The organism is Chthoniobacter sp. (assembly GCF_040003245.1).
Classification (GTDB): domain Bacteria; phylum Verrucomicrobiota; class Verrucomicrobiia; order Chthoniobacterales; family Chthoniobacteraceae; genus Chthoniobacter.
Map to the genome: position 1 here is coordinate 1 of NZ_JBDUCX010000176.1, position 14,121 is coordinate 14,121.

General features: G+C 61.8%; 13 protein-coding genes and 1 pseudogene. 11 read left to right on the forward strand and 3 right to left on the reverse strand.

Going from position 1 to position 14,121, the window contains the following annotated elements; genetic code table 11:
* A pseudogene (locus tag ABJF10_RS21340) lies at window positions 1–361 on the reverse strand (secretion system protein E); the annotation flags it as partial.
* A complete protein-coding gene (locus ABJF10_RS21345) occupies window positions 358–1,359 on the reverse strand; it encodes a hypothetical protein (protein WP_348546634.1) in 1,002 nt (333 codons plus the stop codon). The gene ABJF10_RS21345 and the pseudogene ABJF10_RS21340, both read right to left, overlap by 4 nt.
* 269 nt (window positions 1,360–1,628) lie before the next feature.
* On the opposite strand from ABJF10_RS21345, the gene hisI reads away from it, so the two are divergent.
* The 8 genes from hisI (at window position 1,629) to ABJF10_RS21385 (ending at window position 9,743) form a co-directional block, all read left to right on the forward strand.
* Complete coding sequence (hisI, locus tag ABJF10_RS21350; protein ID WP_348546635.1) at window positions 1,629–2,015, forward strand: phosphoribosyl-AMP cyclohydrolase; 387 nt, start codon at window positions 1,629–1,631, stop codon at window positions 2,013–2,015.
* Window positions 2,016–2,168: 153 nt separating this feature from the next.
* Complete coding sequence (gene trpE / locus ABJF10_RS21355; protein ID WP_348546636.1) at window positions 2,169–3,665, forward strand: anthranilate synthase component I; 1,497 nt, start codon at window positions 2,169–2,171, stop codon at window positions 3,663–3,665.
* Between the two features lie 53 nt (window positions 3,666–3,718).
* Complete coding sequence (locus ABJF10_RS21360) at window positions 3,719–4,072, forward strand: four helix bundle protein (protein WP_348546637.1); 354 nt, start codon at window positions 3,719–3,721, stop codon at window positions 4,070–4,072.
* A gap of 49 nt (window positions 4,073–4,121) precedes the next feature.
* The gene (locus ABJF10_RS21365) at window positions 4,122–4,688 is read left to right on the forward strand and encodes an aminodeoxychorismate/anthranilate synthase component II (RefSeq protein ID WP_348546638.1); all 567 of its coding nucleotides are present in this window, start codon (window positions 4,122–4,124) and stop codon (window positions 4,686–4,688) included.
* Window positions 4,689–4,723: 35 nt separating this feature from the next.
* Window positions 4,724–6,016 carry an efflux RND transporter periplasmic adaptor subunit gene (locus ABJF10_RS21370; protein WP_348546639.1) on the forward strand — a complete coding sequence of 431 codons (1,293 nt, stop codon included), beginning with the start codon at window positions 4,724–4,726 and terminating at the stop codon, window positions 6,014–6,016.
* Window positions 6,017–6,188: 172 nt separating this feature from the next.
* A complete protein-coding gene (locus ABJF10_RS21375) occupies window positions 6,189–6,875 on the forward strand; it encodes an ABC transporter ATP-binding protein (RefSeq protein WP_348546640.1) in 687 nt (228 codons plus the stop codon).
* A gap of 305 nt (window positions 6,876–7,180) precedes the next feature.
* Window positions 7,181–8,416 carry an ABC transporter permease gene (locus tag ABJF10_RS21380; protein ID WP_348546641.1) on the forward strand — a complete coding sequence of 412 codons (1,236 nt, stop codon included), beginning with the start codon at window positions 7,181–7,183 and terminating at the stop codon, window positions 8,414–8,416.
* A gap of 79 nt (window positions 8,417–8,495) precedes the next feature.
* Window positions 8,496–9,743, forward strand: coding sequence for an ABC transporter permease (locus ABJF10_RS21385; protein ID WP_348546642.1), 1,248 nt, complete (start codon window positions 8,496–8,498; stop codon window positions 9,741–9,743).
* Between the two features lie 158 nt (window positions 9,744–9,901).
* Here the strand turns inward: ABJF10_RS21385 and ABJF10_RS21390 are convergent, their stop codons facing one another.
* Complete coding sequence (locus tag ABJF10_RS21390) at window positions 9,902–10,435, reverse strand: transposase (protein ID WP_348546643.1); 534 nt, start codon at window positions 10,433–10,435, stop codon at window positions 9,902–9,904.
* 208 nt (window positions 10,436–10,643) lie between these two features.
* Between ABJF10_RS21390 and ABJF10_RS21395 the strand changes: the two genes are divergently transcribed.
* The 3 genes from ABJF10_RS21395 to ABJF10_RS21405 all read left to right on the forward strand — a co-directional run bounded on the left by ABJF10_RS21395 (window position 10,644) and on the right by ABJF10_RS21405 (window position 13,885).
* Window positions 10,644–11,381, forward strand: coding sequence for a DUF1080 domain-containing protein (locus ABJF10_RS21395; RefSeq protein WP_348546646.1), 738 nt, complete (start codon window positions 10,644–10,646; stop codon window positions 11,379–11,381).
* A gap of 638 nt (window positions 11,382–12,019) precedes the next feature.
* Window positions 12,020–13,273, forward strand: coding sequence for a beta-ketoacyl-ACP synthase II (gene fabF, locus ABJF10_RS21400; RefSeq protein WP_348546644.1), 1,254 nt, complete (start codon window positions 12,020–12,022; stop codon window positions 13,271–13,273).
* Between the two features lie 6 nt (window positions 13,274–13,279).
* Entirely contained in the window at window positions 13,280–13,885 is a 606-nt protein-coding gene (locus ABJF10_RS21405; protein WP_348546645.1) for an HAD family phosphatase, read from the forward strand.
* The last annotated feature ends 236 nt before the right edge of the window (window positions 13,886–14,121 follow it).

Sequence of the window (14,121 nt, forward strand, 5' to 3'; positions counted from 1 at the left end):
GCTGGCGCAGATCGTCGAGCGCGAGCACGTTCAGCGGGTCGGCCATCGCCACGAACAGCTTGTTCCCCAGCCGGCAGACCGGGGCCAGCTTGTACATCCGCGCCATGTCCTTGGGCACCAGGTCCTGGACATCCTCGGGCACGCGCACCTTGGAAAGATTGATCGGCGGCACGTCGAGGCAGCGCCCCATGGAGATAACCATGTCCTGCTCGGTGACGTATTGCTTGTCGGTCAGCAACTTGAGCAGGCGGCCGCCCTGCTTCTTTTGCAGGTCCATCGCTTCCGCGAGCTGGCTGGGCAGCAGCAGCCCATCCTCGATCAAGACATCCGCGATGCGTTCGCCAAAGGATTTGATGCTCATTTCTTGGCCCCCGTGAAGGTATCACCCAGCACCTTCATGATCGCCTGCGGAGAGCAGAGGTGCCATTGCACGCTGTAGTCCAGGAGTTGCTGGACTGCTTCCTTGCCCAGCACATCGAAGGGGTTTGCCATCGCCACCATCACGGTGCGGCTGATGATATCGAAAGGCACGATCAACCGGCCGATGCTCAGGCTCTCCGGCAGCATCTTCACGACGGAACGGTCGAAGTCGTAGTATTCGAGCGGAATGTAAGGGAATTTCGAGCGCTCCACGATGCCGGCCAGCAGCGTTTCCGTCTCGATGGCGCCACGGCGGGAAATTTCATCAACCAGCGAGGTCGCCATCACATTTGGCCCGAGGTCCTTGTTCTTCTTCTGCACCCGCTCGAGCGCCGAGCTCACGACTTCTTCGGTCACCAGCCGGTGCTGGATGAGGAATTTGGCCAGCGCCTCATTCCCATCGTCGGCCATGTTGATATTGAGCTGCTCCGCCTGCATCGCCAGCCGCATGCCGCCGATGCTGCCATCGGGCCGCATGGTAGCGGGGGTGGTCATCAACGTCCCGCCATCGGAGGCGATCGTCCGAAAATCGAGATTGATCGAGCTGGGGGGCGCAATCGTGCCGGGCGCGGGCGCCGGGGAGGACGATACCGAAGTGTGCCCGTTGGGCTTCAATTGCCCGCTCTTCTGCAGTTTCTCCTCCACGTCGCCCAAGGCCATGATGACCTCGGCGTTGTCCGGTTCCTTTTGCAGGATGCCTTCGTACTCCAGCATCGCGGCGGAGAACTGGCCCAATTCCACGTAGGTGTCCGCCAGCTTGCGGGCCACCGAAAGTGCTTCCGTCTGCTTGCCCACACGCTGGTAGGCGTCCTTGAGGATGTCCATCGATTGGCAATCCTGAGGATTCGCCTGAGTGATGACCTCGAACATTTCGATGGTCTGCAGGATTTGTTCCTGCTCCTCAGTGGATAAAGATGGCGAACTAGGTGCGCTCAGCATACGTCGACTTAAAGAGTAGCCAGTTTTGTGCCGTTCGCCAGTGGCTCTGAAGAATGAGAAAAAATAGGCGTGGAAAAAAGGGATTGCGCCTCCCCAGGCCCGCGCTTATACGACCAGCGTGAATTTCAATCTGCATTGGTGGCAACTCTAGACGGGCCCACGGCTCGCGCTCTCCGCGCGAACCGGGTCGTCGCCACCTGCGCGCCGAACTTTCGCCCGATGATTCCAATTCGAATCGTCGGGCTTTTTATTTTTCACCATTTCACGCCATGACTCTCCCAAAATTTAAATTTACCGCCGACGGTCTCATCCCTGCCATTGTCCAGGACGCGCAATCGCGCCGCGTACTAATGATGGCCTGGATGAATGAAACCTCGCTGCAACAGACGCTCGCCACCGGCCTCATGCACTACTGGAGTCGCTCGCGCCAGAAATACTGGCTCAAAGGCGAGACCAGCGGACACACACAGAAGGTCGTCCGCTGGGCCGCCGATTGCGACGCCGATACCCTGCTCTTCGAAGTGGAGCAGACCGGCGGCGCCTGCCACACCGGCTACGAGAGCTGCTTCTTCCAGACGTTCACGCCGAATGGCGCCGCGATCGACATCGCCGAAGCCAAAGTCTTCGACCCCGAGAAAACCTACGAAAAGAAGTGAGGAAGCCCGGTTCCGCAAATACGTCATTTTTGGCGACTAAATGCTCATTTTTCACCATGGAGGCAATGGAACCAACTGAGCCAACCCAGCCCATGGAAACAATAGAGCCAATGGAACCCCTTCCCTCTTCGCCATCCGAAAGCCCCCTTTAAAATGCACACGCCCCTTAAGCCATCCCTCGACGAGTTCCGCGAGCTGGCGCACCGCGGGAATTTGATTCCCATCTTCACCGAACTCATCGCCGACGCCGAGTCGCCGGTGTCCGCTTTCCAAAAGATCGACGACGGCGGCTACTCGTTTCTTTTCGAGTCGGTCGAGAAGAGCGACCAGGCCGGTCGCTACTCGTTTGTCGGCGGGCAGCCGCGCATCACATTTGAGAGTCGCGGGCGCACTATTCGCATCTGCGATAGCGGCCAGATCCGCGAATTCGAAACGACGCGCGATCCCCTGCACGAGCTCGAAGCGCTCATGCAGCGTTTCACCTTCGTTCCCCTGCCCGCTCTCGAGGAATCGCGGTTTGCCGGCGGCGCCGTCGGCTACCTCGGCTACGACATGGTGCGTTTCTTCGAGCCGACCATCGCCGCGCCGCCCAAAGACGACCTCAATCTCCCCGAGAGCTTCTTCTTTCTCGCGGAAACGCTCATCATCTTCGACCACCGCACGCGCCGCCTGCGTATCGTCGCCAATGCCTTCGTGGTGGAAGACAACGTCGAGGTCGCCTACGCACAAGCTGCGGAAAAGATCGCCGAGATCATCGCCCGGCTGAACCAACCCACCCACCTCCCACCCATCTTCGTCGATCGCGAGCCCGCGCCGCTCACCCCCACGGCGAATACCACGCGCGAGGAATACATGCAGATGGTCAACGACGGCATGGAATACATTCGCGCCGGCGACATCTTCCAGTTCGTCCCCTCACAGCGCTTCGAGACCGACTACACCGGCGAACCGCTCACGCTCTACCGCGCGCTGCGCTTCGTGAATCCGTCGCCCTACATGTTCTGCCTGAAATTCGCGGGCGCCTTCTCGCTCGTCGGCAGTTCGCCCGAAGTCCACGTCCGCGCCATCAACGGCCGCATCGACATCCGCCCCATCGCCGGCACCCGCCGCCGCGGCGCAAACGCCGCCGAAGACGAACACAACGCCGCCGACCTCCTCGCCGACCCGAAGGAACGCGCCGAACACCTCATGCTCGTGGACCTCGCCCGCAACGACGTCGGCCGCGCCGCACAATTCGGCACGGTCAAGGTCAGCGATTTCATGACGATCGAGAAATACAGCCACGTCATGCACATCGTCTCCAATGTCCACGGCACCTTGCGTCCCGACCGCAACGCCTACGACGTGATGCGCGCGACCTTTCCCGCGGGCACCGTCAGCGGCTCGCCCAAGGTCCGCGCCATGCAGATCATCAACCAGCTCGAGAAAAGCAAACGCGGCGTTTACGCCGGCGCCGTCGGCTATTTCGGCTTCGACGGCAACAGCGACTCCTGCATCGCCCTGCGCACCGTCGTTCTCAAAGACGGCAAAGCCTTCGTCCAAGCCGGCGCTGGCATCGTCGCGGATTCTTCACCCGAATCCGAGCACCAGGAATGCGTCAACAAAGCCATGGGGATGATGGCGGCGATTGCGCGGGCCAAACAGATTTAAGCATCTAGCATTTAGGATGTAACATTTAGCATTTGCCTTCGAATCCAGCGCTCATGAACAAGGAGGAACTTAAGCTTCGGACGAAACAGTTTGCCTTGCGGACAATCAAACTGGTGCGCTCCCTGCCGAAAGACGTACCGGGCAAGGTGCTCCCCAACCAATTGATGCGCTCGGCAACCTCCGTGGGAGCCAACTATCGCTCTGCCTGCCGGGGACGCTCTAAAGCGGAATGGAGAGCCAAACTCGGAATCTCCCTCGAAGAGGTCGATGAAAGTGCGTTCTCGTTGGAACTAATCATGGAGGACGGCATGCTTCCCCTCCAACGCGTCGAACCGCTCTGGAAAGAAGCCGACGAGCTCTGCGCCATCTTCTACACCGCTTTGGAATCCGCGCGTCGCCCCTCCTAACCCAACGCGCGGAGCGCCCTACTTCCAAATGCTAAATGCTACATCCTAAATGCTACTTGTAATAGATAACTACGACAGCTTCACCTACAACCTCGTCCAGTACTTCGGCGAGTTAGGCGCGGACCTGCTCGTCAAGCGCAACGACGAAATCACTCCCGACGAAATCGCGGCACTGAAACCCGAGCGCATCTGCATCTCACCCGGCCCTTGCACGCCGAACGAAGCCGGGATCAGCAACGAGGTGATCAAACGCTTCGGCCCCACCACTCCCTTGCTCGGCGTCTGCCTCGGCCACCAATGTGTCGGCCATGTGTTCGGCGGCGACGTCGTCCGCGCCGGCCGTCTCATGCACGGCAAGACCTCCCCCATCCTGCACCACAACACCGGCGTCTTCGCCGGCCTGCCCAATCCCTTTGAAGCCACGCGCTACCACTCCCTGCTCGTCAAGCGCGAGACCTTCCCGACCGCCGTCCTCGAAATTACCGCCGAGACCGCCGAGGGCGAAATCATGGGCCTGCGCCACCGCGAATTCCCCATCCACGGCGTGCAATTCCACCCAGAATCCATCCTCACCCTCGAAGGAAAGCGACTTCTGCAGAACTTTCTGCAACTATGACCGGCGAGACGGCGTCCTAAGACCAAGTCCCACCCATGACCGCTGTTCCTCCCTCCAAAACCCAAGCGCGCAAACGGCGTCGCCGAAATCGCTGGATCATTGGCGGGATCGTGGCCGTGGTCATCGCGGTGGGGGTGTGGTTCCAGTATTTTCGCAAGACGGAGGAGCTGGTGGCGGTGGAGACGGCCAAGGTCGGGCGGCGCGACCTCACGGAAATCGTCCTGGCCAATGGGCGCATCCAGCCGGTCACGCAGGTGACGATCAATCCCGAGGTGGCGGGCGAAATCATTGAGCTGCCGGTCAAGGAAGGGCAGCAGGTGAAAAAGGGCGACCTGATCTTGCATATCAAGCCGGACAATTACCTCGCGCAGAAGAACTCCGCGGAGGCGACCCATATGTCCGCGCTGGCCAACCACGAGCAGGCGCAAGCGGAGTTGGACAAGGCGGAGGCCGACTTCAAGCGCAACGAGGAGTTGTTCAAAAGAAAGCTCATCGCGGAAAATGTCTTCGCCGATTTCAACACCGCCCTGGCCTTGGCGCGGCTGCGCCTGCAAAACTCGAACCACCTCGCGAACCAAGCCCAATTTGCCCTCGACCAGGCGACCGCCGACCTCACCAAGACCACCATCGTCGCCCCGATGGATGGGACCGTTACCCGCCTCAAGTCGCAGCTCGGGGAGCGCGTGCTCGGCACCTCCTTCAACATGGGCACCGAGATCCTGACCATCGCCCGCCTCGATGAAATGGAAGCGCGCGTGGACATCGGGGAAATCGATATCGTGCTGATCAAGGAAGACCAACCCGTGCGGCTGGAGGTCGATTCCTTCAAGAACCGGAAGTTCAAGGGCACCGTGAGCGCCATCGCCAATGCCTCGAAGAGTTCCTCGCAAACGCAGGGATCGACCAGTTCCTCGGGGCAGCAGGAGGCGCCGAAATTCGAGGTCAAGATCCGCGTCCTCGACAAGGAGGCGTTTCGTCCGGGCATGTCCGTCTCGGCCGAGATCGAGACGCGGTCGCGCCAGAACGTCCTCGTCGTGCCGATCCAAAGTGTCACCACGCGCCTGCCCAAGGCCGGCGCGACCCCGGCGAAGACGGACGGCAAACCCGCCGCACCCATCAAGCCCATCGAAGTCGTCTTCGTCCGCGACGGCGACAAGGTGAAGATGGTCCCGGTGAAGACCGGGATCAGCGACAGCGATTACTTCGAGATCGTCGAGGGATTGAGCGAAGGCCAGGAGATCGTCACCGGCGGGTACAAGGCGATCAGCAAGGATTTGGAGGATGGGAAGAAAGTGAAGTTCGGTGGGGATGCGAAGAAAGGGAAATGAAGATGGCCAGAACATCCAACATCCCACACCCAACATCCAACATCCAATGGAAGAGACGCTGTCGCACGTGCGCTTGCGCCATTGGATGTTGGGCGTTGGAATTCGAGGCTTGGCGAGAAGTCCGTGGTGCCGTGGGGACAATTGGATGTTGGATGTTGGCTCCGCTCCCCCTATGAGCCTCATCCGGCTCGATACCATCTGCCGTTCCTACGTGATGGGCGTGGAGACGGTGCATGCGTTGCGCGGCGTCTCGATCGCCGTCGAGCGGGGCGAGTACGTCGCCATCATGGGGCCATCCGGCTCCGGGAAATCCACGCTGATGAATGTCCTCGGCTGCCTCGATACGCCGACCTCCGGCAGTTATGAACTGAATGGACACAGCGTGGCCGAGATGGACGACGACGAACTGGCCGACATCCGCAATCGCGAGATCGGTTTCGTCTTCCAGACGTTCAATTTGCTCGCGCGCGCCACGGCCTTGCGCAACGTCGAGCTCCCGCTCGTCTATGCCGGCGCGGACATCGATGAACGACGCGATATCGCGCTCAACGCGCTGCAATCCGTCGGCCTCGGCGACCGCGTGCATCACCGGCCCAATGAAATGTCCGGTGGTCAGCGGCAGCGCGTCGCCATCGCGCGGGCGCTCGTCAATCACCCTTCCATCCTGCTGGCCGACGAACCCACCGGCAATCTCGACACGCGTACCGGCGAGGAAATCCTCGAGCTCTTCAAGCAACTGCACGGCGCCGGCCACACGCTGCTCGTCGTCACGCACGAAGAAGCCGTCGCCCGGCACGCGCGGCGCATCATCCGCATCCGCGATGGCCTTGTGGCCAGCGATGAACCCGTACCTGTCTAAGTCGTGCTTACACATTCCTCATTCTGGCAGCGACGAGTGAGGGCCGAAGGCCCGCAAACAAGCCAGCCCAGGGCAACGCCCTGGGTAATGATCGCAAACGAGCGTAAGCCCCAACGGGGCGAAACAAAGAATCAAGGTTTCCATATCTTGTTTCGCCCCCTTGGGGCTGGGCCGATTGGCATGACCTACCTAGGGCGACGCTCGCGGACTCGCTCTGCCCTAGGCTGGCTTGCTTCAGGCCTTTGGCCTGATAGAGCGCCTTCGTCACGCCTAGGAATTTCTGGACACCATCGTGGGCTCCGCGCATGAACTTCGCCGCTGAGCTGCAAGAGGGCGCACGCATCGCGTGGGACGCCATCCGCGCGAATAAATTGCGCTCCGGACTCACGACCTTCGGCGTCGTCATCGGCATCGTCACCGTCTCGCTCATGGCCACGGCGCTGGAGGAACTCGACCGCGCTTTCCACGAGGCCATCTCCTTTCTCGGGACCGACGTGCTCTACATCGACCAGCGCGAGTGGTTCATCGAATCGGACCAGAAATGGGAGGCCGTGCAAAAGCGCCCGAAGATCACGCTGCGGCAGGCGCGGGCGCTCGAGCGCGACCTCGGCATGGTGCTCGGCGTGGCCCCGACGGTCATGCACATGGTCGATTCCGTGCGCCGCGGCCCGCGCAGTTCCAGCAGCGCCACCGTCATCGGCACGACCGAGCAATTCCTCGTCACCGGCGGCAGCACCCTCGCCGCCGGGCGCTTCATGACCAAGGCCGAGGCCGACGGCAACCGCGACATTTGCGTGATCGGCGCGGAGATCGCCGAGCAGCTCTTCCCCGGCGAATCGCCCCTCGGCCAGGTGATCCGCCTCGGCGAGCAGTCGCACACCGTCATCGGCGTGTTCGCCAAACGCGGCACGGCATTCGGCCAGGTCAGCCTCGACAACCAGGTGGTCATTCCCATCGGCAAAATGATCCGCGGCTACCTCTCGGATCCGAATTGCTCCATCCAGATCAAGATCGGCGATCCGGCGAACATCGTGACCGCCCGCGAGGAAGCGCGCGGCCTCATGCGCAAGATCCGCCGCCTCGCCCCGGGGCGCCCGGACGACTTCGCCATCAACCAGCAGGAACAACTCCTCGGGCAGTTCGGCAAAGTCACCGCCATCATCGCCACCTGCGGCTTCTTCATCACCGGGCTGTCCCTCTTCGTCGGCGGCATCGGCATCATGAACATCATGTTCGTCTCCGTCGCCGAGCGCACCCGCGAGATCGGCTTGCGCAAGGCGCTCGGCGCGCGGCGCCGCACCATCCTGCTCCAGTTCCTGCTCGAGGCCGCCGGCATCTGCCTCTTCGGCGGCGTCATCGCCATCGGCTTCGCCGCCGCCGCCATCGCCTTCGCGCGCCGCTTCGTCCCCGCGGCTTCGCTCTCCCTTTCCGTCGTGATCCTGGCCCTCGCCGTCGCGGTCATCACCGGGGTCGTCTCCGGCTTTCTCCCCGCCTGGCGCGCCTCGCGTCTCAGCCCCGTGGAGGCGTTGCGGCAAGAGTGAGTGCTTAGTGCTTAGTGCTCAGTTCTCAGCAACAACTCCGCGACTTCCCCACTAAGCACTAAGCACTAAGCACTTCCCCATGAGACGCCTGCTCATCGAAATCCGCGAGAGCGCCACCCTGGCCCTGTCCTCCATCGCCGCGCACAAGCTGCGCTCCGGTCTCACGCTGCTCGGTGTCCTCGTCGGCGTGTTCTCGATCATCCTCGTCATGACGGCCATGCGCGCCATGCAAAACAACATCGAGAACCAGCTTGGCGGTCTCGGCAGCAAAACCTTCGCCATGCAAAAGATGCCCGGCATCTTCTTCGGCGGCGGACGCGACACCATGATGAAATTCTACCGCCGGCGCGACATCGACTATCCGGTCGCCAAACGCTTTCAGCAGAAGGCGGATTTCGCGCCCTTCATCGGTCTGCACGCGAATTTCAACAACCGCGAAGTCACCTCGGTCCACGGCAAGACCCCACCGAATGTCTCCATCGAAGGCGCCACCACCGGTGTCTTCGGGACCAACCAGTGGACCATCACCGAAGGCCGCTCCCTGCTCGAATCCGATATCGAGGCGGCGCGCGATCTTTGCGTGCTCAACGACGTCGTGGCCCGCGTGCTCTTTCCCCACGGCTCCGCCATCGGCCAGCGCATCAAGCTGGCCTCCATCCCCTACACCGTCGTCGGCGTCTTCGAGCGCGCCACCTCCGGCGACAACGAATCCCGCGGCATCGTCGTCCTGCCCATCACCACCGGCCTCAATCGCTACGGACGCTGGGCCGAAATCTCCATCCTCGTCAGCGTTGAGGATGCCGCGCAATTCGCCGACACCGTCGAGCAAGCGCGCGGCCTCTTGCGCGCCATCCGCAAAGTCCCGCCCGGCGACGATGACGACTTCGAGATCCTGACCAGCGCGGCGCTGATCGAGCAGTTCGAAAAGGTCACGCGCACCGTGCGCCTCGGCCTCACCTTCGTCAGTTCCATCGCTCTCCTCGCCGCCGGCGTCGGCATCATGAATATCATGCTCGTCTCCGTCACCGAGCGCACCCGCGAGATCGGCATCCGCCGCGCCCTCGGCGCGCGCCGCAGCTCCATCCTCACCCAATTCCTCATGGAAGCCGTCGTCCTCTGCCAGCTCGGCGGCCTCCTCGGCATCGCCTCCGGCCTCACCGGCGCCCGCCTCCTCGCCGTCTATTTTCTCCATCTCCCCCCTGCCTACCCCATCGACTGGACCATCCTCGCGCTCGTCATCTGCTCCATCGTCGGCCTCGTCTTCGGCAGCTACCCCGCGTGGAAAGCCGCCCACCTCGACCCCATCGACGCCCTGCGCCACGAGTGAAGTTAAGAATGTGATTTCCAAGACCGCCATCGCTCGCGATCTCAACATTCCATCCCGGCTCTCGTGCCCAAACTCCATTTGGGCACGCGCTTGGGAGCGAGATTCCATCTCGCATGGCGGGGGTGTTCTGCGGGCAGGCTTCCGGAATCGAGTAGCGCTCAGCGCCATGCGTCGCACTTCAACACCGGTACCGTTCCCGTCAGCCACTCATGGGCGGATGAGTATCGCCAATGCTCCGGCGAAGCCACCATGCCGCGTTTCACCGGATTATTGTGCACATACTCCAGCTTTTGCAGCATGATCTCATCGCTCACGATGGCCTGGGGATGCACGCCCTCCTGCCAGACTTGATGCTCGCTCGCCGTTTTGTGCGCCGCGCAGTAGTAGGCCAGTTGATTGAGCAACCATTCGCGCCGCTCTTCGCGCAATTGCTTGAGCAGCGCGCCCGCCGTGAAGCGCTTCCAATCGCGGATTGTCTCGGCGAGAGACGGCCCCGCGACGATGGCGTGGAAGTGGTTATCGAGAATGACCCAAGCATGCACCCGAAGCTGCTTGTGGACGCGGCAATGCTCCAGTGAGCGGATGAGGATGTCGCAACAGGCGGCCGTCATGAAGATCGGCAGCCATTCGACTACAGTTGCCGTGATGAAATGCGCCATGTCGGGCTCGTTGATGCGGTGGCGGCTGCGCATGCGCAGCAGAATACGGGCAATGGAGTTGCCGGGACAAATGCGTGCCCAAATAGAGTTTGGGCACGAGGCACCTCGACCCCATCGACGCCCTGCGCCACGAGTGACGTGGAGAATGTGATTTCCACGCCCGTTATTGTTCCTAGACTCCAGCACTTCATTTCCCCCTCCTATGTCTTCCTCCCTCCTCGTTCGTGCTGTCTTTTCCTTGATGCTCACTGCTTCCGCCACGCTGGCGGCCGACCCGGCAACCGGCGTCGGGGCGAAGCCCATCGCGGGCGCGGAAACGATCATCGATGGTTCCCGCGAGATGCTCGATGCCAAATGGATCTACTGGGAAGGCCCGGGCTTCAAGTCGGCGATGCCCATCCAGTGGAAGATCATGCCCGATCCGGTCGATGGCGGGACGACGGTGATGACCGATGACCGCGCCGCGGATGGCGGGAAGTTTGGTGCGGCGGATATCGTCACGAAAAAAGCCTATCGCGATTTCCGGCTGCACATCGAGTTCCTCATCATGAACCCGCGCGGCAACAGCGGCGTCTATTTGCAAAACCGCTACGAGATTCAAATCTTCGACGGCGACAAGACGAAGCACGGCATGGGCGCGGTGATCAATGAAACCGACTCCCCCTACGACGCCTACCTCGGCATCGGCAAATGGAACGCTTACGACATCGTTTTCCGCGCCGCGCGCTTCAAGGACGGCAAATTGGTCGAGAAGCCGCTCGTCTCGATGTATTTCAACGGGAAAAAGGTGCACACCAACGTGTCCATCAGCCAGGTGTGGGGCGGGCCCAAATCCGGTATCGATGGCGGCAACGACGGCGGCAAAGGCATCACCGACACCCCCCAAGGGCTCAAGCTCCAGTGCGAGGGGCACGATGTGCGCTATCGTAACGCGTGGATCAAGGACCTTGATCTCACCGAGCCGAATACGGATTTCTAAAAGTTTGGTCCCTTCCTCTGTCCATTTGACACCGCATATTTGAGCGCTTATATATCGCGCTGTGGTAAATATATCACTCAATAATGAGGACATGCAAGCCTGCGCAAAGAAGGCTTTCCGACTACCTTCTCAAGTGGCGTTTACAGAGGATATCCGACTAGTTCCGACTATCTCCGACCCGGTGGCGCGCGAAGGACGCCAAGGTATTCCGGGTCTGCCTTCCCTTGGCGCTCTTGGCGAGCTTCGCGCGCATCCCGAAGCCGCTTTCCATCCACGCCTGGCAACGCACCGACGTTCCAGCCAGGCCCATTTTCTCTACCCCTCAGACAAGTCCCGGCTAGTTCCGACCTTTATATTGGGACCGACGCCCCGCGAGCGCCGCTACCGGCGTGGACGACCGGACAGCTCGCTCCCAGTCCCACGCACCCGCAGGTCATGATTCCCACCAAAATCCCACTCATCTCCGACCCCGCCTCACACTGGGCAATTAAGCTGAATTAAGGTGGATTAAGGTAAATTAAGCCGTTGAAAAAATTCCTGCTCCCAAAAACCTTCCTGGGGCATTGCCCCGCAAATCGCACTGTCTGGCGAATTTCCATTTGCCACCCATCCCGTTCTCCGCTCACTTTGCGCGCCCTATGAGTCATCCTCGCAGAGTCGTCGTCACTGGAATGGGTGTTATTACGCCCGTCGGGAACGACGTCGAAACATTTTGGCAGAACCTCGTCGCCGGCCGCAGCGGCATCGGGACGATCACGCATTTTGATGCGAGCGCCTTCGATTGCAAAATCGCCGGTGAGGTTCGCGACTTCGACCCGCTGCCCCATTTCAAGACGCCCAAGGACGTGCGCCGGACCGACCGCTATACGCAGCTCGCCATCGCCGCGGCAAAGCAGGCGATGATCGACGCCGGCCTGACCGAGCCTCTCGGCGACCCCGAGCGCTTCGGATGCATGATCGGCTCCGGCATCGGCGGCCTGAAGACCACGGCCGACCAGCACACCGTGCTCATGAACAAGGGGCCCAATCGTCTCTCCCCGTTCATGATTCCCATGCTCATCGGCAATATGGCCAGCGGCATGGTGAGCATGGAATTTGGCCTGCAAGGACCGAACTACGCCACCGTCTCCGCCTGCGCCACCAGCGCGCATTCCATCGGCGAAGCGTGGCGCATGATCCGCGAAGGCGATGCCGACGCGTTTGTGGCCGGCGGCAGTGAAGCGGCCATCGTGCCGCTCGGCATCGGCGGTTTCGCCGCGATGAAAGCGATGTCCACCCGCAACGACGATCCCACCGCGGCCTCACGCCCTTGGGACAAGGATCGCGACGGCTTCGTGATGGGCGAAGGCGCCGGCATCATCGTGCTCGAGGAACTGGAGCACGCCAAGAAGCGGGGCGCGCGCATTTATGGCGAGATCGTCGGCTACGGATTGACCAGCGACGCCTATCACATGAGCGCACCGCTCCCAAATCACGAGCAGGCGCAGCGCAGCATGCGCATGGCACTCGGCAAGGCCGGCCTCAACACCACGGACGTCGATTACATCAACGCTCACGGCACCAGCACGCCCGTCGGCGACATCGCCGAGGTGCGCGCGGTCAAGGCCGTCTTCGGCGACCACGCCCGCGGTCACATGCTCGTCTCTTCGACCAAATCCATGACTGGCCACCTGCTCGGCGCGGCCGGCGCGGTGGAGACCGTGGCGTGCCTCAAGGTCATCAATACCGGCGTCATTCCGCCGACCGTCAATCTTCATACCCCCGGTGAAGAATGCGACCTCGACTTCGTGCCGCTGACCGCGCGCGAGCATCAGGTCAAGGTCGCACTGAACAACAGCTTCGGTTTCGGGGGCCACAACGTGTCCATCGTCGCCCGGGCCTTTGAAGGCTGACGCGACGTGCAGTACACCGCCAACTTCCAGCTCGATCTGCCCGCCGGGGATTTCGCTGCCTATATCTTCGACTGCGACGGCACCCTCGCCGACACCATGCCCACGCATTACAAGGCGTGGCTCACGGCGCTCGGCGACCACGCCCTCAATTTCCCCGAGGCGATGTTCTACGAGCTCGGCGGCGTGCCCACCGCCCGCATCGTCGAGATCCTGAACGAACGCCACAGCTACAACCTGCCGGTGGAAGAGACCGTCGCGCACAAGGAATCGCTCTTCCTGGAGATGAGCCACGAGATCGCCGCCATCGAACCGGTCGTCGCCCTCGCCCGGCAATATCACGGCCACAAGCCGCTCGCCGTCGCCTCCGGAGGACACCGCCGCATCGTCATGAATACGCTGCGCGCCCTCGGCATCGCCGAGCTCTTCCAGGCGATCGTCTGCTCCGAAGACTATCAGCGCGGCAAACCCTCACCCGACCCGTTCCTCGAAGCCGCCCTGCGCCTCGACGTCGCCCCCGAACGCTGCCTCGTCTTCGAGGACACCGCCACCGGCATCGCCGCCGCGACCGCGGCTGGGATGCAGTCAGTGCTGGTGCCGCCGCCGAAGCGGTAAGTCCTATTCCTCCTATTCTTCCCCTATAGGAAGAATAGGAGGAATAGGAACAATGAGAGCCCCTACCCGCGCGTCTCTTTCTGCAGCCGCTTGAGTTTCCCCGAGATGCTCGCCTTGGTCGCGGTGTTCATCAATTCCTGGCGCTGCGGCGTCATTCCCGCGTTCCGCATCATCTCCTGGATGCGTTCGAAGGCGGGCGTGGGCTGGACCCACAGGTTCGCTGCCGCCGGAAGGAT